Genomic DNA, 23,977 nt, shown 5'->3' on the forward strand with positions numbered 1-23,977 from the left:
CTTAACTTTGGAGTTATATTAAAAATATGAAACCATAATGAGTTATAAAATGAATATAAACTCATAATAGTTTCATCACCTTAAAAAACAAATTATATTAAATGAAAATACTTGTTGTTGACGATGAGGAAGATGTACAGCCTTTGTTTACACAACGCTTCAGAAAAGAGATAAAAAACGGTGAAATGGCATTTACCTTTGCATTATCGGGCGAAGAAGCGATGACGTACCTGGAAAAAAACCATTCGGAAGTGATACTTATTTTATCGGATATAAATATGCCTGGCATGAGCGGACTGGAGCTGCTTAAAAATATCAGGAGCACATATGAAAAACCACCGCCGGTTGTAATGATGATTACCGCTTATGGCGACGCTGAAAATTATAAGCAATCAATGGAACTGGGCGCAAATGATTTTTTAACCAAGCCGCTTGATTTTCATAATTTAAAAGAAAAACTAAAACATATAGAACAATAATGGCCAAGATACTGGTGGTTGATGATGAATCGGATCTGGAATTGCTGATTAAACAAAAGTTCAGGAAAAAAATTCGTGAAAAAGTATTTGATTTTGTATTTGCCCAAAATGGTTTTGAAGCATTAAAAAAGCTTGCAGAGGAACCTGATATTGATGTGGTTTTAAGTGACATCAACATGCCCGAAATGGATGGGCTTACCCTGCTTACTAAACTACCCGAAGCTAACCCGATATTAAAGGCGGTCATGGTATCGGCCTATGGAGATATGGACAACATCCGTATGGCCATGAACCGGGGCGCATTTGATTTTGTATGCAAGCCTGTTAATTTCGATGACCTTGATCTTACTATCGAAAAAACGCTTTTACACGTTATAGAGCTTAAGAAAACTTTACAGGCCATTAAGGAGAACAACATACTGCGCATGTATGTTGATGAAAACGTTTTAAACTTTATGACTCACCAGGAGTTTGAAACCAGCCTGCTCTCTAACGAAACGATTGACGCTACCGTGCTGTTTGTTGATATATGCGGCTTTACAGCCATATCAGAGCATATCCCGGCCAATACTGTTGTTGGTTTGATCAATAGGCTTTTTGATATGATGGTACAGGAGATCATAGCCCAAAACGGACATATTGATAAATTTATGGGCGATGCCGTGATGGCGGTTTTCAGGGGAGAGTATCACCTTGACCGCGCTATTGATGCGGCGCTGGCGGTAAAAGAAAAAATGCACGCTGCTGAAGCGATAGTTTATGGTGAAAAAACATTTAAACCGGAGGTGTCTATAGGCATCAACTCTGGCGAAATGATCTCGGGCAATATCGGTTCGGCCTCTTTAAGACGTTTGGATTATACCGTAATAGGCGATGCGGTTAACCTGGCACAGCGCCTGCAATCAGTTGCGCAGGCCAGTCAGATCATTGTTACCCAGGAGGTTTATGAAAAAGCAAAGGAATCATTTGCCTTTAATAAAATTGGCGAAGTAAGCCTCAAGAACAAAGCCAAACCGGTGGAGATCTATGAGGTGGTTTCTTAAGTCTTAAGTTCAAAGTCTTAAGTCAAAAGTTTCCAGTATAAAGGGACTTAAGGCTAAAGACTTTCGACTTAAGACTTTGAACTTAAGACTTAATTAATGTTCCCTCACCCGTTTTTTAAGCACGCCGCCTGCGGCTTCTTTGATGCTGTTGGTAAATACAAATGCTTTGGGGTCGATATTATGGACAAGGTTTTTTAGCCTGCGTACTTCAAGGCGTGTAATCACCGTAAAGATAATATCAACGGGTTGACTTACATCAAAGCTTTCTTTCAGAAAACCACGCTCACCTTTGTACACGGTAATGCCACGACCAAGCTCCATCACCAGTTTTTCCTTGATGATCTCGCTTTTACCGGATATTATGTTTACAGCGGTATACTCCTCCAAACCATCAATTACAAAGCTGATGGTGCGTGAGGCGGTATAATAAGTTAAAATAGAATATAGTGCCGTAGGCAGCCCAAGTTCAAAGGCTGCTATTAAGAAAATGATGATATTGATACCTAAAATGATCTCGCTGATGGTAAAACTACTGCGTTTTAAGGTATAAAGCGCCAGGATCTCGATACCATCAAGCGCACAGCCCCCACGAATGGAAAGCCCGACACCCAGCCCCATAAACACCCCGCCGAATATAGAAACCAATAATTTGTCGGACGTGATAACCGGGTATGGTACATACAGCAGGCAAATGCCAAGCGCTATAACACACACAAAGGTTTTTAAGGCAAATACGCGGTTAACCTGGTAAGCGCCTAAAATTACAAAGGGAATATTGGCTGCGATGATAACAAAAGCAATATTAATATGGTACAGCTCATGAATAAGCAGCGAGATACCGGTAACGCCGCCATCAAAAAACTTGTTAGGCACCAAAAACCCTTTGAGTGCAAAACCGCAAAATAATATCCCGGCTATTACAGTTACTACATCCTTTATTATTTCGGGTAAACTGTGCTCCGCTTTTGTCATGAATTATACTTTTAAAATGTTTTTTTAATGATCTCTTTTAAATGTTGTTGTTTTACAGTTCCGCGCAATTCAATGGCTGTTTTGGTAAAGTAATGATGATTTTCAAAGAAAGCGATCTGCTGTTCATCCCACTCCTGTTCTGTTTTTAAACCATCGGTTATTACAAGTTCCGAAAATAGCTTTTTACTGAGTACAAAAAAATCATTCCGTCCCAAATAATCCAAATCAGCATCACAAATAATTTCGCCTAAGTGATCATGCGGACTTTGCGGCAATTTAGTAGCCATAATAATATCACATATCTGCTCAATATCTGCCGATGCATATCCAAAGCCAGGCAAATATAAGCGGGCAATTTCACATGATCGTAATTCATGATCTATTTTTCCACCATATAAAAAGCCCGAATCATGAAACAGGGCCGCTGTAAGTAGTAGTTGTGTTTCATGCCCATTTATCCCTTCGCTTTCCGCAATTAGCCTTGATGTAGTATATACATCTATGGCATGGTTGGCGTTGTGATAATAAAAATGTTCAGGAAGTTCCTTATTTAACTTATCCAGAATAAATTCCCTGGCTTGTTGAATCTGCATCTGCTATTATAATTGACCGCTAATATATCAATTGTTCTGCAAGGTATAATAACCGCACGAATGTAGGCTTAAGAAATAAAAAAGCCTGCTAACCGCCCGCGTATATATAACACGGGAAGTTAGCAGGCCAATTGTTTGTTTGGGGCTTAAAACTTCAGGTTTAAGCTCAATGTGCAGCGTGTAGGATTTTGTGGAGCTAAACGGAACGACCAGTACTTTTCATTGGTCAGGTTGTCCAATTTTACACCTATACGGTATGATGGCTGGTCATAAAAGGCAGTGGCATCAATCACGGTATATGATGGTATCACAAATTTAAAAGTGGTTGTATTGGTTTGATATGACGCGCTTCCGTAATTACCGCCTACGCCAAATCCTAATCCTTGAACTTTGCCTTCAGGAATCCGGTAGCTTACCCACAGGTTGGCCAGCTTATCTGGTCCGGCGGCGGCTGGGCGCAAACCCTGCACAGAGGCATCGGCTTTGGTATATTTACTATTATTATAAGCATAACCTGCTATAATATTAAAGCCGGTAAAGGGATTAGCTATTACTTCTGCTTCAACACCTTTACTTAATTGAGTACCATCCTGAATATTGAATGCCGGATGATCAGGATCCTGCCGGGTTGTGTTGGTTACAGAGATATCATAATAACTAACGGTTGAACTGATCTTATGATCCCAAAGGTCAAACTTCACCCCTGTTTCCCATTGATTAGCATATTGTGGTTTAAAAGTATTGTTATTAAAATCTGTACCTGATACATTACTAAAACCATTCATGTAGTTACCAAACAACGATATCTGATTTTCTATCACCTGGTAAACCAATCCAAATTTTGGTGCAAGCGCTGTTTGTTTATAGTTACCCGTTCTGGTACCGGTGCTGGGGGTATATGAGCCCTTATTATCAAACCTGTCGGCACGTAAACTTAGCATAGCGCTCAGCTGATCAGTAAAATTAATCACATCCGAAGCATATACCGCGTATGAGCTTAAGTTGGTTTGTGTATAAGTATAAGGTGAGCTTGCAGCTAAAGCCGATACCTTATCGGCGTTAAAATTATCATAGGCAGCACCCGGTTTGGTGTAATTAAGCACAGGCATATTTACAGTGGTAAAATCGCGGTTACTTTTTTGGTTGTAATACTCCAAACCAACAACCAGGCGGTTACGTATGCTGCCTAATTTAAAATCGCCAATAAAGTTTTGCTGAATGTTGGTTCCATAATATGGAAAATCCTGTTTTTGAAGTGATTGCCTTATACCGGTATCGCTTACAATGGTTAATTGCGTAACCATACCTTTGGTGTTTGAATATGTTCTGGCAAATGCGGTTTGTGATTTCCAATGGTCTGATATTTTATAATTAACCTGTCCAAAAACATCAAACTGTTTACTGGTATAGTCAACGCTGTTACCTGCAAATGACCTGTTATAGTCAATAGCCAGATCTTTTATATTGAATACCTTGCCTTTGGCATAAGGTGCCAGGCGGTAAGCTGATGTAGCATTATAGGTACTTATTTCAGCATCTAACTGAACAGATAACCTGTCATTTACATGATAGGTAAAGCTGGGAGCTACAAAAATACTGCGGGTAAAACCTTCATCCTGAAAGCTGTGTTCGCTATGCAGGACCGTATTGATGCGAAACAATGCCGTTTTATCTTTATTTAACGGGGTATTAACATCGGCAGTGATACGGTTAAGATCAAACCCGCCACCCTGATAACCAATTTCGGTTTTAGCTGTATCAAGCGGCTTTTTTGTTACCCGGTTAAACACCCCGCCAAAAGATACCATACTGCTGTTAAAGAGCGTTCCCGACGGGCCTTTTATAGCTTCTACCTTTTCGATATTTGCAGGATCAACACTGTTATAGTCAAACCCCGAAATTCCATTTCTAACTAAATTCTCGGTTGTAAACCCTCTTGATAATAAAGATGTACGGCCGTTGTTATAAATAAGCGGAACACCGGCACCTGGTATATTTTTAAAGGCATCTACATAATTGGTTACTACCTGTTCCTTCATTAATTCGTTGGTTACCACACTGTATACCTGCGGGTTCTCCAGGTTTTTAAGCGGAAGTTTGGCAATATCATCTGTTTCTTTCCGTAAAAACTTATTTGATTTGCGCCCATTTATATGGATCTCATTCAGCCTTTGTTTATTTTCTGTGAGCGTAAAATCGGCAACTGTTATGTTATCTTCAGTAACTGTTACTTGCTGACTTTGTGTATTAAGGCCAACAAAGCTTGCCAGCATAGTATAATTTCCGGGTTTTACATTTCTTAGAGTAAAGTTGCCGTTTTTATTAGTGATGGCAACCTGGTTAGTTTCTTTAATAAGTACGTTCACATATTCGGCGGCTACGCCATCAGATGTTTTTATTGTTCCTTTAACCATACCTGAAGCTGATTTTTGCGCCAACGCGGTATCAACATTTAAAACCAGCGCTAAAAAACAAGCTATAAACAGCGCATTCGGCAGTTTTGATAAAAAGAGTTTTGCATTAATGTTTTTAAAAAGAACGGTGGGTAATTTTATTCGTATAAAACGCGTCATTGTGTTGGGGATTGAGTTGAATTAGGATCAATGTTATCTGCTACGTATGTTTAAACCTGTACTGGTCTAAACGGCGCAAAGTTATTTTTATTTAGATTAATTACAAATAAAATATTCATTTATTGAGCAAGGCTGGTTAACGCCTTAAAACACAGTTTTAAGTAATTACATTCTGCCATCGTAAATCCGTTAGTATAACTTAAATGTGGCTATAAGCTGAAGAAAATTTGCCGTATAAACAGCTATATTAGCCACATGAATAGCTGGTTTAAAAACTATAAGGGCATTATATTGCTCATGATGGGTATTATAGCAGGCAGTATAGCCGGACTGTTTTTAGGTGATAAGGTAGCACTGATAAAACCCATAGGCGATATTTTCCTGAACCTGTTATTCACTGCCGTGGTTCCTTTAGTTTTCTTTGCCATATCATCGGCCATAGCCGGGCTCGACAGTTCTAAAAGACTTGGCCGTTTGTTAGGTGTTACTTCTATCGTATTTTTATCAACGGTACTTATTGCTGCCATTTTAACTATAATAGCCGCATGGATATTCCCTATACACCAGCACCTGGTTGCCAGCCCCATAACTGAGGCAATTGTTAAAAAACCATTTGGCGACCAGCTTACTCAATTATTTACTACCGGCGAGTTTTACGAGCTACTTTCGCGAAAAAGCATGCTTGCCGCCATCATTTTTTCGATATTAATAGGTTTTGCTACCTTAAGGTCAGGGGAAAAAGGGGCTCCCTTTGCTCGTTTTTTACACAGCGGGAACGAGGTATTTAAAAATATATTCATCCTCATCATGAAGCTGGGGCCAATTGGTTTGGGGGCTTATTTTGCTTACCAGGTAGGTGTGTTCGGTCCGCAATTATTTGGGGGATATGCCCGTTCCATGGCGTTGTATTACGGCCTGGGCGCGTTTTATTTTGTGGTGATATTTAGCCTGTACGCTTTTATAGCCGGCGGCGTAACCGGTATAAAAAGATACTGGAAAAACAATATCATACCATCGGCAACGGCTGTGGGTACATGCAGCAGTATTGCCACCATACCTGCAAACCTTGATGCCGCCAAAAAAATGGGCATCCCGGATATGATTGCCAATGTTACCATCCCGCTTGGGGGTACGCTGCACAAGGATGGCTCCAGTATCTCGTCTATTGTAAAAATGGTGGTAGTGTTTGCCCTGTTTGGCAAAAGCTTTAACAGCGCCGATACCATTGCCATTGCCCTGGCCATGACCGTTTTGGTGAGCCTGGTTGAAGGCGGTATACCTAATGGCGGTTATATAGGCGAACTGCTGTTCATCTCGGCCTATGGTTTCCCGCCCGAAGCCCTCCCTCCAGCCATGATCATAGGCACCCTGGTTGACCCTATGGCTACCCTTTTAAATGCCACAGGCGATACCGTTGCGGCCATGCTGGTGACCCGCTTTTACGAGGGCAAAAACTGGATCAAAGCCGCTGAAACCACCTCCGGAGACAAGTCTGAGATTTAACATTCCAAATAATTATATTTGTTAAACAGGCTCCTTATCACCCTGTTTAACAAATTATGCTGCATATTTTATATATCATAGCCATTATTGCCGAAGCCATGACAGCCGCCTTATCGGCCGGCAGGCGGGATATGGATTGGGTGGGGGTTTGCATTATTGCCTGGGTTACCGCTTTGGGCGGCGGTACGGTGCGCAATATTTTGTTTAACCATTACCCCATGAGCTGGGTTGAACACCCTGAGTATTTACTGATCACCGCAGGGGCTGCTATACTGGCTGCTTTCATAGCATCTGTAATGACCAAACTAAAAAAGCTGTTTTTATACCTCGATGCTTTGGGGTTGGTTGTATTTACCATTATTGGCTGCCAGATAGCGCAACAGATAAACCTGCCAACCACCATAGTTTTATTAAGCGGCATGATAACGGGTTGTGCCGGTGGCGTATTGCGCGATGTGTTGTGTAATGATATCCCGCTGCTATTTCATAAAGAGATATACGCCAGCGCCTCTATAGTTACCGGCGCGGCTTACCTTGGTTTTGAATACATTGGCATAAGTGCTGGTATTGCTATTGTTTTGGCCTGTGCTATTGGTCTTGCCCTGCGTTTGCTGTCTATCCGCTACAAATGGCAAATGCCCAAATTTGTTTACCATGAGGAATGGCATTAAAACAAAAAGGCCAGCTGATGCAGCTGGCCTTTTTGTTTACACTATTATTTATTTACCAACCTGCATTTTGGGTTAGTTTACTATTTGTAGCTATTTCGCGTTGCGGAACAGGCCATAGATAATATTGATCTTTCATGGTAACTCCCTGCTCGTTAGCAGTTGAAGTTGCCGGACCAAATGTATTATTCTTTACATCATAGATCTGGTGAGTACGCTGGATATCAAAATATGATTTATCCTCAAAAGCAAGCTCATGGTAACGTTCTTTCCAGATAGCTATGCGGAACTGATCTTTAGTAAGGCCGCTTAGTGGTTTCAGATTGGCGCGCGTCCTGATCTGATTTACAGCAGCATAAGCATCCGCTGTAGGGCCGCTTACCTCGTTTGAAGCCTCGGCATAGGTTAACATAGCCTCAGGTAAACGTAAAAAGGTCCAGTTTTCATCGCATTTGCCGCTATTTGATGTACCAGATACCGAACTTTCCACATGGAAATACTTATACAGGCAATGCTCGCCAAAGTTGATAATATTGGCAGGATTGTCTGAAGCCGGGTATTTAGAGAAATAAAATTGCTTCTCCTCGGTACGCTTATCGCCAGCCTCGTAGCTATTGAAAAACGCATCGGTCGGGATCATTGCACCCAGGTGATCACCATAAGCACCTACAGGCAGGTTAAACGGAACAGTTAACTGTGTTATAGAGTTAGTTGCAATCTTCACGTCATACTGAGCCTGAAATATCAATTCGCCCTGGTTTTTGTGTGCATTATCATGCAGATAAGCATAATCGGTAAACAGGGTGTATAGCGGTAAAACCTGTTTAGCCTCATCCGCGGCTTTTTGATAATTTTCTGTTTTTTGCAGCGGATAACCAGCCATAGTTAAATACACACTTGACAATAATGTATGTACAGCACCCATTGATGCCAACATACCGTTAGTAGCCGGAAGGCCTGATTGTTCAGCTGCAAGCAGATCATTTACTACCTGAGTATAAACCTGGTCTTTAGGTGTACGTGTAGGATACAAAAGCGGACTGCTTAAATCTACCGGTGTGGTAATCAAAGGAACATCTCCGTATAACCTAACCAAATGATAGTAAAAGAATGCCCTTAAAAAGTACACCTCGCCCAATAATGTTTTTTTTGTGGCATCGGGCATGTTAATGGCAGGTATCCGGGTTAGTGCAATATTACACTCTGCAATAGCTGTGTAGCAGCCTTTCCACATGGTTTCAAAACCAGGATTGGTTGGGTCGGTACGTTGAAATATAACGTTATTGTTGTTAACACTTTGCCCTAATGAAGTAGCATGACCGGCAAAAAGTTCCAGTGTTATAAACGGGGCTTCGCCGTAGGCATCGCCATTCATAAAAAGGTAATCACCATAATTTTGGTTATTAAGGTAATTGCCATAAATACCATTTACAAATGAACGTGCCTGACTTGCGGTTGTAAAATAATTTTCCTGGGTAAAATTACTCTTGTTGGGTTCATCAAGATATTTTTTGCAGCTTGTTATGCTTGCTATAACGATCAGGGCCAATAATCCGGTCCTGTATTTTTTTAAATTAAATTTCATAATATACTTATTTAGGTATTTAATTAAAAACTTGCATTTACACCAAGCAAAAAGGTTCTTGGTTTTGGATAATCATAAAATTGAATACCCTGAGTAAAGTTGCTATTGGTTTGTACCCCATTGCTCATACCTGCATTATAGGTTGATGTTTCAGGATCATAACCAGTATATTTGGTTATCAGGAACAAGTTTTGTGCTTGCGCGTAAATCCTTAAACGACTCAATTTAATTTTATTTGTTACCGAAGTTGGGAAGGTATAACCTAAGGTTACGTTACGGCCACGAATAAAGCTACCGCTCTCAACCTTAGTGGAGTAAATTTCTGTTTGGTAATAAACATAAGCGGGCCTGTCTTCGGCTATACTGGTATTCTGGTTAGTAGGTGTCCACGCGTTTAACACAGTAGCGTAGCTATTAGCCTGTCCTGTACGGTCCTGACCGGAGTGCCTGGTTAAGTTCATGATCTGGTTACCGTAGTTAAACTGCAGCTCAATACCCAAATCAATGTTTTTGTAACGGAAGGTATTGGTAAATGTTCCGTAACCTGATGGTGTTGATTTACCCAATATCTGTTTATCAGCAACAGTAACCTTACCATCGCCGTTAGTATCCTGAATTTTTAAGTCGCCAGGTAATTTACCATATTTAGCGGCTTCGGCGGCTTCGGCTGTACCCCAGGTACCTAACACTTTATAACCATAAAACACACTGGCAGGCTCACCCACGCGCAATAAATTGAATTGTGACAGGAAGGTTGGCGCTAAGAAAATATCATCATTAGCTTCACCTAAACGCAGGATTTTATTTTTAAGGAACGATATGTTAAAGGTGGTATTCCAGCTAAAATTATCAGTTTTTACGTTAACCGTGTTTAAGGTTAACTCAATACCTTTATTTTCAAGGCTACCAATGTTTTCATATACACTGTTATAACCGCTGGTTTCAGGTAATGGCGCGTTCAGCAAAAGAGCCTTTGTTTTTTTGTAATAGGCATCCGCGTCAACAGTTAACCTGTTGTTGAATAAACCAAATGAAACACCAAAGTTATACTCAGTATTTTTTTCCCACTGCAAATTGTTATTTCCGGGGCTGCCGGTATTAATTACTGTACCTGTGCCGCCTACTACGGTACTTCCGGATATCAGACTGGCTTGTGATCTGTACTGGCCAATTTCTGAGTTACCTGTTAAACCATAGCTAAACCTCAACTTCAGATCGGAAATGGATTGATTATCCTTCAGGAAATCTTCCTGCGATACACGCCATGCCAAAGCAGCTGATGGAAAGAAACCATATTTTGAACCTGTACCAAAACGAGACGAACCATCCTCACGACCTGTTAATGTTAACAGATACTTGTCTTTAAAGCCATAATTGATACGACCAAAGAAAGATTGTATCTGCCAGGCATAATAATTTGATGTCGGGATTCCGGGCACAGCGCCAGTAGCGAGGTTATTATATTGAAAATAATCATCAGATAAACCCGAGGTTGAAGCGCCAACGCTCAGCTCATTAAAATTCTGACGTTCGGTACCTAAAACCACGTTTAATGAGTGGATCTTGTTAAATACTTTGTTATAGGTAAAGTGATTTTCCCACTGCCAGAAAGTATCATTATATTCATTTATTGATGCCGAACTGTTACTTTGATCAACAGTAGCGCCACCAACTAACCCGGTTTGATAGTGAGGATTGTAGTTTGCCGATGTAGTAACACCCAGTGTACTGCGGAACTCCAGTCCCGGGGCCAGGTTCAGGTTTAGGTAACCATTACCACTGAATACACGTGTACGATACAGGTTATGAATCTCATTAGCCTGTGCAACCGGGTTATCACCACCCTCTAAATTAGGATAATCGGTTCTTTTTCCATAGCTGCCATCAGGGTACCTGATAGGTATAAATGGCACCATTTCAATTAACATACGCGGAATGTTGTTACCTCCGGTACCATCATCGGCAGTACGCTGTTCTGAGTTATTGTAATTGATGGTAGCGCCTACTTTTAACCATGGTTTTACCTGGTGATCAATAGTTAAACGTACATTATACCGTTTTTGGTAGCTGTTTAATATAATACCTTCGTCATCGGCATAGTTTAAAAATAAGCCGTAGTTAAGGTTATCGGTACCACCGGTAAATGTAACGTTATGATTTTGGCTCACAGCCGAGCGAGTGGTTGCTTTTTGCCAGTCAACATCATATAATGGTTTCAGATTAGAGTCAAACAGTTTACCAATTAACGCGGTGCGTATCTTTACCGGGTTATCATCAGTATACTTGCCTGCGGCCCATCCGGTAGGGTCATATTTCTTGATGTTGTTATAAGAAATATCCTCTACATTTAAATATTGTTCTGAGTTTAACACGGGTAGTTCTTTAGCCATGTTACTTACGCTTACATAAGCATCATAACTTACACTACCACCTTTTTTACCACGCTTGGTGGTTACCAAAATTACACCGTTTGCACCACGTGTACCGTAAATGGCTGTTGATGACGCATCCTTCAACACGTCGATGGTTTCGATATCATTTGGGTTAAGGGCTGCGCCACCGGCTGTCCATACCACACCATCAACTACATACAACGGATCTGTTGCCGCGTTGATTGAGCTGTAACCACGAATACGGATCTTGGTTTCGCCGCCCGGTGCACCTGAGTTGGTTGATACGTTAACACCCGCAATTTTACCTGCCAGTTCCTGCTCTACGTTAATAGCCGGCCTGTCCTGTAATTGTTTTGCATTAACGCTACCTACAGAACCGGTCAGGTCTACACGTTTTTGTGTACCGTAACCAACCACAACAACCTCACTTAATGCTTTAGACGATTCGGCCAACAAAACATCAAGCTGAGCTTTGTTTGCAATAGGCACTTCCTGTGTTGTATATCCAACAAAACTAAAAACCAGCGTTCCGTTACCATCAGGTGCATTCAGCGTGTACTTGCCATTTACATCGGTAACTGTTCCAATTCCTGATCCTTTAACTTTAACACTTACACCAGGCAGTGGTCCTTTAACATCGCTTACGGTACCCTGTACCTTAAATGCTTCTATTGGAGTAGTAAGTGCACCCTCGTCTTTCTTTTTAACCACTATAGTTTCCTGAAAGATCTTGTAAGTTAAAGGCTGGTCTTTAAAACATTGGTTAAGGGCTTCCTCAAGGGATACACCTGCCACTTCAATATTTATTCCGCCTGCCTTTGATACATCCTGTTTATCATATAAGAAATGATAGCCGGTTTGTTTTTCAATTGATCTTAGTACTTTTTCAACTGTGGTATTCTTTTGATGTAGGGTCACTATTTGACTATAACTTTTTGCACTTACATTAGTAAGGGCAGCAATTATAATAATAGCTGTTAGCTTCATAGCCAGTATTATTTTTGATAATTGGGGCCATACCAAAGGCGTGGCCTTAGAATTAAAATTCATAAGTTTGTAGAGTTTGGGTTAAACATTAACTTTCAATTCGTCGATTGTATTTTTTTGGGACCCAGATCATTAGCCGGGAAAGTGCAGCGAACACTTCCCGGTTTTTTTATACCCGGCATTTTACTGCTAGCATGTATAAATCACATGATAAAAAGACAGTAAGATCAAGGCAAGTGGGTCCCGCCGGGTTAACTTATTTTTGGTATTTCTTCCATCATAGCTTTGTTTAAAGTGAACAATTGATTGTGGTTAATTTATTATTGTTAGTATTGGTAATTTCCTGACATTTAAAGCCATTATTGCATTATCGTTATATGCTTGTCTTCTATTTTATAATTAACACCTGCGTACTTAAGCATTCCCAGTAATTCCGATGCCTTTACATTTCGCGATATACGACCTGTAAATTCCCGCTCCGGTACTTTGCCTTCGTAGCTCACCTCCACATCATACCAGCGGGCCACCTGACGCATTATAGCTTCAATATCGGCGTCTCTAAACTGAAACAAACCGTCTTTCCATGCTATCGAATCATCTGCATCGGCATCATCAATTACGTTAATTTGCCCGTTTTGATGAAGCGACGCCCGTTGGCCGGGTTTTAAAATACTGGTATTTTGCATGTTGCTTATTTTTACCGCTCCTTCAAGCAAAGTAGTTTTCATTACTGTTTCATCATTATAAGCCATGATGTTAAAATGGGTGCCTAAAACTTCAACAACGGTATGGTTAGCTTTTACCCTGAAAGGTTTAGCGGCATTTTTAGCTACTTCAAAATAGGCTTCGCCGGTAATTTCAACCTCCCTTGTTTTACCTGTAAATACTGCAGGAAAACTAAGTGATGATGCGGAGTTGAGCCAAACCTTACTGCCGTCATCAAGCACCAGCTGGTATTGTCCACCCCGGGGTGTTGTTACGGTGTTCATGGCAGCAGCACCATTATTTGAGCCATTGCCCCCGTCCTCATATACCAGCTGACCATCACGTGTTTTATTTATTTGGGTGTTACCTTCCTTGGCTAAAACGCCGTTTTGAGCATTGTCAAGATAAATCGTTTTACCATTTGCAAGGGTCAATAATGCTCTGTTACCCCCAGGTAAAACATCATGTGCCGGCCTAATTTTGGCTATATCTTTTGCATTAGATTGTTTTTTTTGATTTAAAAAAACATAAGCACCAAACCCCACAAAAACCATCAAAGCGGCAGCTACGCCCAGCTTTATCCATAGCTTATTGCTGTCGGGAGGTCGTATTTTATACTCGTCGTCCTGCTGTGCTTTGTTTTGCAAAATACTATTGAGCATATCCATGCTTTTTGTGGGATCAAAAAGCGGTTCATTGATTTCGAGGTTATTCCAGGCCTGGTGAATAAGTGCAGTTAACTCAGCATCATTGGCAGACGCGTGAATAAACTGAAATAATTCATCACGCTCCTGCTGCGTAGCCGTTTGATTATAATAGCCGTTGAAAAGGTAGGTCAACCTTGCATTCAATGCACTCATATTTTGTAATTGTTAGTCATAAAGTAAATAATTGGTAAATGCGGTTCCGGGTGACCTTATTTACATGACAACTACAAGTACAAAAAAGGGGGTATTACTTTTTAAAAAAAATTAAAAAACTTTTTAGCATTGCTAAAAGTAGGGCAGTAACTTCCAGATGCTCATGCACATACTCTGTTATAGAGGTAGTGGCTATTTGCAGATATTTTTTTACGGTTTCGCGCGATAACTCCAATTGATCGGCTATTTCGGCATATTTAAGGCGGCCATGCCTGCTCAGCAGGTAAACCTTTTGCTGTTGTGGTGGTAACTGGTCAATAGCCTCATCCAGTAAATTATAGTACATATCGGTATCTGTATCTATAGTTTCGGGCACAAGGGCTTCAAAACCGTTATTTTCCATTGTTTTAATCAGCAAACGTTCTTTTGCCAATTTTTTCAAGCAATTTAAAGCATGGTTTTTGGATATCACAAAAAGATAGGCCTTAAAATTATCAACCCCCACCAATGTTTCGCGGGTAAGCCATATTTTCAAAAACACATCCTGTACTATCTCCTCGGCCAATTCAACAGAGTTTGTTATACGTAACATATGTACACCTAATAGTTGGTGATGTACCATAAACAATTTACGAAAGGCATATTCATTGCCCGAGGCTACCTGTATCAGCAGTTCTCTCTCATTTAATYGGGCAATCTCAAACATAGATTAAGTGTATAATAATGCAATAATGAAAACTTTACAAAATGTGCAACGAGTTTTTTACAGGATTAAAACAAGTGCAATAACAGTATTATTGTGATAAAGTTTACTCTTTTTTGCAACAGGCTCTTTTTGAGGCAACAATTTTAATTGTAAATCAGCTATGTTAAATCAACAGCTATTCATTGTTTTCAGGGGTATCATGCTTTAATTTATTTTCAATTCTTTTATCGGGAATAAACCAAACAGCTGCCACAATTCCATACAAAACAAAACTCACGATAGGGTTTATCCACGCAACACCAATGGCAACCGTGTAAACAGCAACCGAAATTTTAGCTTTCAAATCATTACCAAATGCTGCCGCAATAAGCGAGTTTTCGCCGTGATGTCGTATCAGTGCCTTCCCCAGAATAGTATAGGCAGCACCATTCATGGCAAGCACAAACCCATAACACGCCACGGGCCATTTGGTAAAATGGTTTTCGCCCATCCAGCCGGTTACAAAAGGTATGAGCGACAACCAAAAAAGCAGGTGAAGGTTGGCCCATAAAATAATTCCGTTTACCGACTTCACCACCTGCATCATGTGGTGGTGATTGTTCCAATATATACCTACGTAAATAAAGCTTAAAACATAACTCATAAAAACAGGGATGAGCGGTTTTAGCGATTCAATACTATCACCATGAGGAACTTTCATTTCCAAAACCATAATGGTAATGATAATGGCAATAACCCCATCACTAAAAGCCTCTATCCTACCTTTGCCAAAAGCCATATTTTAAAATTGAGGTTTATACTTGTTTTTATTTTTTAGTTCCAAATGCCTGGTATCTTTTCATTGCTTCAATAAAATAATAGTCGGCATAAGTTAAGGGCACATCAATTTCTGTACCTGCAGGAAAATGCCCTACGCTATGCTCCAAAATAAAGCCGCCATTTGTTCCGGCTGTTGCTTTATAAGCCGGCGACGACAGTGTTTTAAGGATGGTTTGCGCCGTATTAAAATACTCCTGACCGCTATTATTATCAGCATACCTGCAAAGCTCCAACAATGCCGAAGCCATAATAGCCGCTGCCGATGCATCCTTTAACGCATTAGGGATATTTGTAGCGTTATAATCCCAGTATGGTATTTTATCGGCTGGCAGGTTTGGATTTGTCAGTATAAAATGAGCTATGTTTTGTGCCTGGTCAAGATACTTTTTATCCCTTGTTTCACGATACATCACGGTATAGCCATACAATCCCCAGGCCTGCCCGCGTGCCCAGGCGGATTCTTTGGCGAAACCCTGCGCCGTTTTCTTTTCCTTTACCGCTCCTGTTTGTACGTCATAATTGATCACGTGGTAAGAGCTGTAATCGGACCGATAATGGTTTTTCATGGTGGTATTGGCATGGGTAACTGCTATTTTATAATAGCTGGAGTCACCGGTTTCTTTTGTGGCCCAAAACAGCAGTTCCAGGTTCATCATGTTATCAATGATCACCAGGTAATCTGATGGATTTTTTGAATCCCATGATTTAATACAACCCACTGTTGGGTTAAACCTTGTCGATAGTGATTTGGCGCTATTGATCAATATTTGTTTATACTCAGGCTTTGGTTCAACAATATTGGCACTGCCAAAGCTGCAATACATCATAAAACCAAGATCATGCGTATGGGTATTAAACTGCTCTTTTGCCAAAACGCCCAAAATACGGTTAGCCTCCGTCAATAATTGCTGATCGTGGTTTTGCTCATATAAATACAATAAGCTACCCGGGTAAAAACCGCTGCACCACCAGCCCGAATTGCTATTTTCCTGCTTACTGGTATTGGGGTGATATGTTTTAGGAAACTCCTCGGGGCCTATTTGCTTAGCCAGTACTTTATATTGGGCATCGGCATCTTTAAAGTTTTTTTTGATGGTGGATAAAAGTCCTTTTTCCGGTTTAAAATTAGCCTGGGCAAATGAACTTAAAGTAAATAAGGTTAAACAAATTGCGAAAGCAATAAGAGGTAGAATTTTGAATTTCATAAAAGGTATTTATAACGGATTTTGGCAGCCATAAAAATGCATATTTTGATTGGAAATTCAAGCAAATTAAAAACATTAGGCTATAGTAATACCAAATTGTAAGCCTGAGATAATATAAGGTATACTATCAAGCTTAATATTGTGGTAAAACGTATATTTTTTTCAATTAATAATATAAAATTTTGGTAACTTAACCATTGTATTACAACCAGTTACAAATGGAAAGCAGTATAATAAACGGATTGAAAAAGCTCCTCAGTTTTATTCCTTTTTTAAGGGATGATATGCAACAGGACACCGGAACCGAAACTGCACCTGCTCAGGAGATATCGCGCATTGAGGCATTAAAAACAGTTAATGAAGAATCTAACAGGATCATTAGCTGGGCTTTATTAATTATTGGCGGTTCCATTTTAGCCATATTACAAAAGGATTATTTAAAGTTAAATGAATATAAATGGCTGTATTTTGTTTATATTTTAGGGTGGATAGCTTTATGTATTTCCATTTATTGGGGTCAGCGTGTAACCCGGAGCTATCTGGCGAGCATGTTTGTTATTCCAAGCCTGGTAGAAGGCATCAGCGAAGAAACCAACAAACGGTTTAAACGACAACTTACCTGGTTTATGGGCGGCGTGGCAATATTTGCTGTGTGGATGATCACTTTTTTAACAATCTGGATTTTTAATGGTAAAATTATAACTTAATCAATATGTCTGATTGTAACTGTGCCGATTTCCCCTTTAGCCCACATAAGCCTTGCTATGATGTGTGTACCGGCAGGATATTAAATTATGCCAGCCCCGATGAACTGCGGAGTATTTTTCATATTCCCGAAGATATTATGGATAAGATCATCGGCTTAAAACTCGAAAACAGAGTGGAAACATTGGAAGAATATACCAACGAGCTTGATCCTGGTCAATCCTTAACGTTGAGGAGTATTTTCTCCAGCTTAAACAACAATGCCGAAGCTTTAAAATGGATAAAGGAAAATATGAAAACCAGGGCAGATGCATTTGCATAATGGCTTCATAAGACAAGTAGCTGTAAAAAACTCCATACTGCGTTGCATACGAGTTAATTTCAAAGAAATCAAGTGGCGCGGTGATAACACAGCAGGTGTTCGCGAGGTTATAATTCCCTCCCCACGGGAGGGGTGCGGTGGATTGTGTAGTAGCAGGGAGGGGTTTATACGTGCAGTATAAACTTGCTATGTTCTATAAACCCCTACCTCCCCTTCCCAAGGGAAGGAATCGCACGTGTCCACCTTTTTCTTTTTATTCTTCCGCTCAGGAGAACCGCTCCTTCATAATATCGTTTATCTGTTTTAAAGTAAAATCGCCCGCCGGATTTGCGGCCTGATGTAACTGCACGTGTGGCCAATCCTTAAAAGAAGTCCAAAACCCACCAGCTGTTAAGCCTAATTCTTTGGCCATACCCGCATAAACATGATAGCCGTTTTGCCCGTTTACCAGTTTGGTTACTGACCATTCTTCCTCACCATTAACTATCCAAACACAATCTACCGACTCCCCCCACTGGTGCCATGATAATCCGGGTATAGAATTGGTTACATGATCACCATTCTGAGGGCCTGCATCTATAATGCACTGCGCTAAAAATCCCGCTTCGCGATCCTGAAGATCAGCTATCTTTTGTTGAATTACTGATCTTGTTCTTGACTGCCTCCACAACTGTGCTTGTCTTACAGKGGTTCTTATTGTTTCTGTAGGTATCATTTTAAACCCTGCATCATTACAGCTTTCCAATAATTGAATTACTTTTTCTTTAAATGCGGGTACTAACAGGTTTAAATCGGCTGCCATGGCGATAAGTTTTAAATAGTGTTTATGTTAAGATGCTAAGTCACTTAAAGCTAAAACAACTATTCGTATCCATCAACCGTAGAAATACGCAATTTTGCAATTGTATAATTATTACAAACTATATATCAGCGCCTTACAAAATACGCTCGAGCCCATCTATATATCCAAGTTTCAAAAGCCGCTGTCTAATTTCTTTGTCTATTTTAGCTTTCGCAGTATAAAAGGCGAGTATGTTGAGGGATTTTGGAAGGGGTTGCTTTATAAACTCTTCAAAGTTTATATCTGTCTTGTAAATTCCCAGTTGGTTAAGTCTATTTAATCTTTCAAGTCCTGTCAACGATTTAAAAGTCTTACAGTTTATCAACTTGAAATCATTTAGAGGCGGTGTGTTTTTGTCAAAATTTAATTCTGTTAATTGAATTTGGTCTTCAATTAAAAGGCTTTTTAGCTTTTTAAAATTTGAAATATTCTTAAAATTACGAAATGCTCGAACTCTTATTATTTTTAGTGTTTCGATTTCATTTTCTTCAATCTCATCTAAATTTTCTCGTCCGCCCAAAAGAAAGTGCAATGACTTAAGTTTTTTGAGTTGGTTCACAAAGTCCAGTGGAACTTTTGAAATTGAATTTAAACCTAAATAATCCAAATCCGTCAATTTGCCTATAACCTCAATATTTTTAGTATGTCCACAAATAGTTAAATAATTTAAATCTCTGTAGTTTTCTAAATATTTAAGGTTAAGAGCTTTCGTTCTTGATTCGCCAATAATTAATTCCCTAAGGTTTTGAAAATTATTAGCTTGAAATATTTCTGTTTCTTTTAGTTCAAAAACACCCAAACTTAAACGCCTTAAATTTTTCAATTCGGTCAAGACCTCCAAATTGTCGACTTTCAATAAGCAGTCAAGCCAAAGAGCTTTTATGTTTGATAACTTTAAAAGCGTCTTGCAATCAAAAGAACTTTGATAAAATCCATAAAAGCGAATACCGAAATTATCGTCATATTCTAAACAAAGCTCGTTTAAGTCGGCAAGTATCTTGTCTGAATATAATTTGTCAGAGAATTGAACGATAACGCGGTTTCCATCTTTTAAATTTTTTTGAATTAAGTGCCGATCAATTTTTTCCGGATTACTTATTCTTTTATGTGGTCTCATACAATGAAGCTTAACTCGTAAATAATAGGTAACAATCGGTATCGAAAAATCTCATACGGTCTGCTATGACCGCTCCGTGTACAGTGTTTTGTTTTAGGGCTTCAAATACAAGTATTTGATTATCAATAGTTAATCAATATTCATAGTGTTCACGGGTGTACATATGAACAGTATAAGGTTTTCCGTTCAGCCCGTGGTCGGTGTTATCACCGCCCCCTCATTACTCCCCTAACCCAAAACAGACATACTGATCACCCGATTTACTGCCGATCTTGCCGCCACCACAGGCAATTACCACATATTGTTTACCATCTATGGCATAAGTTGCCGGTGTGGCATAACCCGCTGCGGGTAGTTTAGCTTCCCATAGCACTTTGCCTGTTTTTTTATCAAAGGCACGGATCTTTTCATCCTTGGTAGCAGCTATAAATATCAGCCCGCCTTTGGTTACCAGCGGCCCGCCATAGTTTTCTGTACCGGTAATGGGGATGCCTTTTTTGGTTAGCTCGGGGTATTCGCCCAGCGGTACTTTCCATAGCAATTTGCCTGTGGTAAGATCAATAGCATTTAGCGTTCCCCAGGGTGGTTTTATGCCGGGGTAGCCGTCCTTATCTAAAAAGCGATTATAGCCAGTCATGGTATAAGGAACTTCATCTACCATCTTTTTTTCCAGTTTGGTGCTCGGGATCTTCTCTGTTTTGGGTTCTTTGGCTATTACTTTGGCCGCTTTAGCATCAGGCAGTTTCAGCAGAAATGCCAGCAACGCCTTTTTATCAACCGGGGGTATTTGCTTAAATGATGGCATCATATTACGCCCGTTAGCAATGATCTGGCTTACCTGATCTTCTTTGTACTTATTACCTATATTAACCAATGATGGGTACGATGTGCCGTTCCCTTTTAACTCAGGACCATGGCAGCTAATGCAATTCTTGTTATAGATCACCTGCCCCATGCCTTTTAACGACTGATCATTGGTTGCCTTAGGCACATCTATCATCACCTGCGCCCAGGGCAATTCAGAGCTGTTTACATACATGATCTTTGATTCCGGGTCAATCGCCGCGCCGCCCCATTCACCGCCGCCATCAAAACCGGGGAAGATCCAGCCCCCCTGTTTACTGGGCGGGGTAAACATTAACCGGTTTTTAACCTGGTTATATTTCTGCAGCATATACTGATGAGTTTCGGGCGAGATGTCCGTTACATCTTCCGGATTAAACATTTGCCTTGCGAAAGGCTGTGGTAAGGTTGGTATAGGCTGCGTTGGCCAGGGCTCCTCGCCCGGCAAAGCTTGGGTTGGTACTGGTTTTTCAACTATCGGGAAAATAGGCTTGCCATTGGTACGGTCGAACATAAAAATATAGCCATGTTTGGTGGTTTGTGCTATGGCATCTATTTGTTTACCATCGTGATTTATGGTCACGAGATTTGGATTAGCGGCCAGGTCACGATCCCACAGATCATGGTGTACTACCTGAAAATGCCATTTGTACTTACCTGTAGCGGCATCCAGTGCCAGTAAAGAGTTGGCAAACAGATTTTTCCCTTTGCGGAAACCTCCATAAAAATCGCCGCCTACAGATCCTAAAGGGATATAAACTATACCGCGTTGCTCGTCCAAAGCCATGCCCGCCCAGTTGTTGGCCCCACCAAATTTTTTCCAGGCGGCAGTATCCTTCCAGGTTTCGTATCCCCTTTCGCCGGGATGCGGGATGGTATGAAAGATCCACCTCATTTTACCCGTGCGGGTATCATAAGCCCTGATATGGCCCGGGGCGGCATCTGCCGATTCGGCAACACGTGCTCCCACAATAAACAGATCTTTATATACTACACCCGGCGTAGTGCTGGCTACAAATGATTTTGTATCACGCCCAAGATCCTTCGTGAGGTCAATATATCCATCTTTACCAAAACTCCTTACCGGCGAACCGGTTTCGGCATCAATGGCGAAGGTTTTAGCACCCACACTATAAAAAATTCGTTTCTCGCCACCATCATTATTTTGCCAGTAAATTACCCCCCGGCTTACTTTATAATAAGCCATCGGGTCGCCATTGTTGGTGGTATCTCCTTTTGCCGGGTCGAATAACCATTTTTGCGCGCCGGTAGCGGCATCCAAAGCAAACAACTTGAGCTTGGGGCTGGTACCATACAGTATACCATCAACCATAATGGGGTTACACTGGTTTTGGCTCAGGTTGCCCGTATCCCTATCATGGGTACTGTATGTCCAGGCTACTTTTAGTTTGYTTACATTATTTAAATTGATCTCTTCATTTGATGAATAACGGTTGCCTTCTTTAGTGCCTGCATAAGTTCGCCAACCGCTATAATCCGCAGTATTGGTGGCCGACTTATTTTTACACGAACAGTAAACAACTGATAAAATGCTCAATAAAGAAAGCAGCTTAATTTTCATGATGGAGGGTTTAGGTTGTTATTGTTTTTTTTATTATTTATTGATTAAACTGGCTGGTGCTACTTCATTGCTCAGCAACTTTCCAAATAGTTCCCAGCGTTTTTCGGGCGTTTTGGCAGTGCCACCGTTTCTTTCTATATAGTTCTTCACCAGATCCTGCCCATAGTTGTAATTGATCACATAGCTACGATATTTTTTTATAAAGCTGATGGATTTGCTGGCGGTTTCATCATTCATGAGGCAATATTTCATCAGGTAGCTCTGCGCCTTATCCCGCGACATGGTATTATTAATCAAACCCCTTGCCGCCTCATTACGGGCGTAGTTTAAATTACCCTTAATAGCCAAAGCTTTAAAATACAAATCGATACCGGCGGTATCCAAACCAGCCAGGGGCAGTAATACGTTTTTGGCGAATTTCACTTTTTCATCGCCCGGAAAAGCTACCTCTATACCGTAATTGGCACTCCCTTCGGCAATTAACGATTGCGGGCTGAACAGCGGATACATCGAAATCTCCACCCATCCTTTGTCATGGTACAAGTTTTTTTCGAGCAGCATGTTGTATACATGATGACCCGGGTAACTTTCATGGCTGCCCACATCAATGGCCCGGTCAATAAATATTTTCAGGTCGGTATTTATTTGTACGGTGCTTTTATAATTGCCTTTATACCAGTTATAGCCACTCCACGGTTTATTGGTTACATATTCCAAAGTAAATGCCTCGCCGGCAGGTAATTTATAGTGGGCAAGGGTACGTTTACGGGCCTCGGCTATGGCGGCCTTTATTACCGGGTCGAGTTTATCTTTGGGGATAATGAATTTATTGGCCAGTTTTTGAAAACGATCGTTCACACGTCCTTTCCCCGGCAGGATGCTGTCCAGCAGATTGATCTGCGTTTTAAAATAATCGTCGGTATAAATGGGTGCTGCAACACCAAAAAGTTCCCTTGATTCTTCATCAAAAGGGCGTTCCTCGCCCGAGAAGATCCTGATACGGCGGCTAAATGCCACCAGCTGATCGGCCATCCAGCTGGCCCGCATTTTATTGGTATCAACGGTTGATGAGGTCGAAATTATTTTCAATTCGTTCATTAAACTATTGGCATTTGCCAGCAGGCTATCCTTCGGAAATTCCTTGGCTGCCTGCTGTTTGGGTTTTAATGAATCCGGACCATAATAAGCGTCTACAAAGTCGCTATCATACTGACCGATGGTTAGGCCCAGCCTTACATATTCAATAGCCAGGCTGTTCAGTTTTTTATTTTCCTCTTGCTGCGCGGGATTTTGCCCGCATGACAACATAAAAAGTATGGGTAAAAAAAGCAGTAGTTTCTTCATAGTAAATTTATCCTGATCAAGTAAATGTTGAACAAGATAATGATTCCATTGTTTATAAAACAAAATTTGGATATCGCATCACAATTAACAAACATGTCATTGCGAGCGTAGCGTGGCAATCTCACCATGTAG

General features: G+C 40.6%; 19 protein-coding genes. 6 read left to right on the forward strand and 13 right to left on the reverse strand.

The window, feature by feature from the left end; translation table 11 throughout:
• The first annotated feature begins 101 nt into the window (after positions 1-101).
• Both AC1DRQ_RS12945 and AC1DRQ_RS12950 read left to right on the forward strand, forming a co-directional pair.
• Positions 102-479 (forward strand): response regulator, encoded by a 378-nt coding sequence (locus AC1DRQ_RS12945; protein WP_429396551.1) that lies wholly within the window; start codon positions 102-104, stop codon positions 477-479.
• The gene (locus AC1DRQ_RS12950; protein ID WP_477424960.1) at positions 479-1,522 is read left to right on the forward strand and encodes an adenylate/guanylate cyclase domain-containing protein; all 1,044 of its coding nucleotides are present in this window, start codon (positions 479-481) and stop codon (positions 1,520-1,522) included. The genes AC1DRQ_RS12945 and AC1DRQ_RS12950 overlap by 1 nt, the downstream gene beginning before the upstream one ends.
• A 93-nt stretch (positions 1,523-1,615) precedes the next feature.
• Here the strand turns inward: AC1DRQ_RS12950 and AC1DRQ_RS12955 are convergent, their stop codons facing one another.
• The 3 genes from AC1DRQ_RS12955 to AC1DRQ_RS12965 form a co-directional block, all read right to left on the reverse strand.
• The gene (locus AC1DRQ_RS12955; RefSeq protein ID WP_477424962.1) at positions 1,616-2,494 is read right to left on the reverse strand and encodes a YitT family protein; all 879 of its coding nucleotides are present in this window, start codon (positions 2,492-2,494) and stop codon (positions 1,616-1,618) included.
• Positions 2,495-2,505: 11 nt separating this feature from the next.
• Complete coding sequence (locus tag AC1DRQ_RS12960) at positions 2,506-3,087, reverse strand: HD domain-containing protein (protein WP_477424964.1); 582 nt, start codon at positions 3,085-3,087, stop codon at positions 2,506-2,508.
• Between the two features lie 146 nt (positions 3,088-3,233).
• Positions 3,234-5,660, reverse strand: coding sequence for a TonB-dependent siderophore receptor (locus AC1DRQ_RS12965; RefSeq protein WP_477424965.1), 2,427 nt, complete (start codon positions 5,658-5,660; stop codon positions 3,234-3,236).
• A gap of 255 nt (positions 5,661-5,915) precedes the next feature.
• Between AC1DRQ_RS12965 and AC1DRQ_RS12970 the strand changes: the two genes are divergently transcribed.
• Entirely contained in the window at positions 5,916-7,163 is a 1,248-nt protein-coding gene (locus AC1DRQ_RS12970) for a dicarboxylate/amino acid:cation symporter (RefSeq protein ID WP_477424967.1), read from the forward strand.
• 56 nt (positions 7,164-7,219) lie between these two features.
• Positions 7,220-7,834, forward strand: coding sequence for a trimeric intracellular cation channel family protein (locus AC1DRQ_RS12975; protein ID WP_477424968.1), 615 nt, complete (start codon positions 7,220-7,222; stop codon positions 7,832-7,834).
• A 52-nt stretch (positions 7,835-7,886) separates the two neighbouring features.
• Here AC1DRQ_RS12975 and AC1DRQ_RS12980 read toward each other — a convergent pair whose 3' ends face one another.
• From AC1DRQ_RS12980 to AC1DRQ_RS13005, 6 genes are all read right to left on the reverse strand, one after another.
• Positions 7,887-9,416, reverse strand: coding sequence for a RagB/SusD family nutrient uptake outer membrane protein (locus tag AC1DRQ_RS12980; protein ID WP_477424969.1), 1,530 nt, complete (start codon positions 9,414-9,416; stop codon positions 7,887-7,889).
• 23 nt (positions 9,417-9,439) lie between these two features.
• Positions 9,440-12,859, reverse strand: coding sequence for a TonB-dependent receptor (locus AC1DRQ_RS12985; protein ID WP_477424971.1), 3,420 nt, complete (start codon positions 12,857-12,859; stop codon positions 9,440-9,442).
• Between the two features lie 296 nt (positions 12,860-13,155).
• The gene (locus AC1DRQ_RS12990) at positions 13,156-14,361 is read right to left on the reverse strand and encodes a FecR family protein (RefSeq protein WP_477424972.1); all 1,206 of its coding nucleotides are present in this window, start codon (positions 14,359-14,361) and stop codon (positions 13,156-13,158) included.
• Positions 14,362-14,455: 94 nt separating this feature from the next.
• Positions 14,456-15,067: an RNA polymerase sigma factor gene (locus AC1DRQ_RS12995; protein WP_477424974.1), complete on the reverse strand. Its 612-nt coding sequence runs from the start codon at positions 15,065-15,067 to the stop codon at positions 14,456-14,458.
• 175 nt (positions 15,068-15,242) lie between these two features.
• Positions 15,243-15,845, reverse strand: a complete 603-nt coding sequence (locus AC1DRQ_RS13000; protein WP_477424976.1) for a TMEM175 family protein — start codon at positions 15,843-15,845, stop codon at positions 15,243-15,245.
• A gap of 28 nt (positions 15,846-15,873) precedes the next feature.
• On the reverse strand, positions 15,874-17,091 hold the full coding sequence (locus AC1DRQ_RS13005; RefSeq protein WP_477424978.1) for a glycoside hydrolase family 88 protein: 1,218 nt from the start codon (positions 17,089-17,091) through the stop codon (positions 15,874-15,876).
• A 218-nt stretch (positions 17,092-17,309) separates the two neighbouring features.
• Here AC1DRQ_RS13005 and AC1DRQ_RS13010 point away from each other — a divergent pair, with 218 nt between their 5' ends.
• Positions 17,310-17,798, forward strand: coding sequence for a hypothetical protein (locus tag AC1DRQ_RS13010; RefSeq protein WP_477424980.1), 489 nt, complete (start codon positions 17,310-17,312; stop codon positions 17,796-17,798).
• Between the two features lie 5 nt (positions 17,799-17,803).
• Positions 17,804-18,118 carry a hypothetical protein gene (locus AC1DRQ_RS13015; protein WP_477424982.1) on the forward strand — a complete coding sequence of 105 codons (315 nt, stop codon included), beginning with the start codon at positions 17,804-17,806 and terminating at the stop codon, positions 18,116-18,118.
• Positions 18,119-18,383: 265 nt separating this feature from the next.
• On the opposite strand, the gene AC1DRQ_RS13020 is transcribed toward AC1DRQ_RS13015, so the two are convergent.
• From AC1DRQ_RS13020 to AC1DRQ_RS13035, 4 genes are all read right to left on the reverse strand, one after another.
• Positions 18,384-18,920, reverse strand: coding sequence for a M15 family metallopeptidase (locus tag AC1DRQ_RS13020; RefSeq protein ID WP_477424983.1), 537 nt, complete (start codon positions 18,918-18,920; stop codon positions 18,384-18,386).
• Between the two features lie 133 nt (positions 18,921-19,053).
• Entirely contained in the window at positions 19,054-20,076 is a 1,023-nt protein-coding gene (locus AC1DRQ_RS13025) for a hypothetical protein (protein WP_477424985.1), read from the reverse strand.
• A gap of 220 nt (positions 20,077-20,296) precedes the next feature.
• Positions 20,297-22,501: an outer membrane protein assembly factor BamB family protein gene (locus AC1DRQ_RS13030; RefSeq protein ID WP_477424987.1), complete on the reverse strand. Its 2,205-nt coding sequence runs from the start codon at positions 22,499-22,501 to the stop codon at positions 20,297-20,299.
• A 33-nt stretch (positions 22,502-22,534) separates the two neighbouring features.
• On the reverse strand, positions 22,535-23,845 hold the full coding sequence (locus AC1DRQ_RS13035; RefSeq protein WP_477424989.1) for a hypothetical protein: 1,311 nt from the start codon (positions 23,843-23,845) through the stop codon (positions 22,535-22,537).
• Between the last annotated feature and the right edge of the window lie 132 nt (positions 23,846-23,977).

Source organism: Mucilaginibacter sp. P4_E8 (assembly GCF_056401495.1).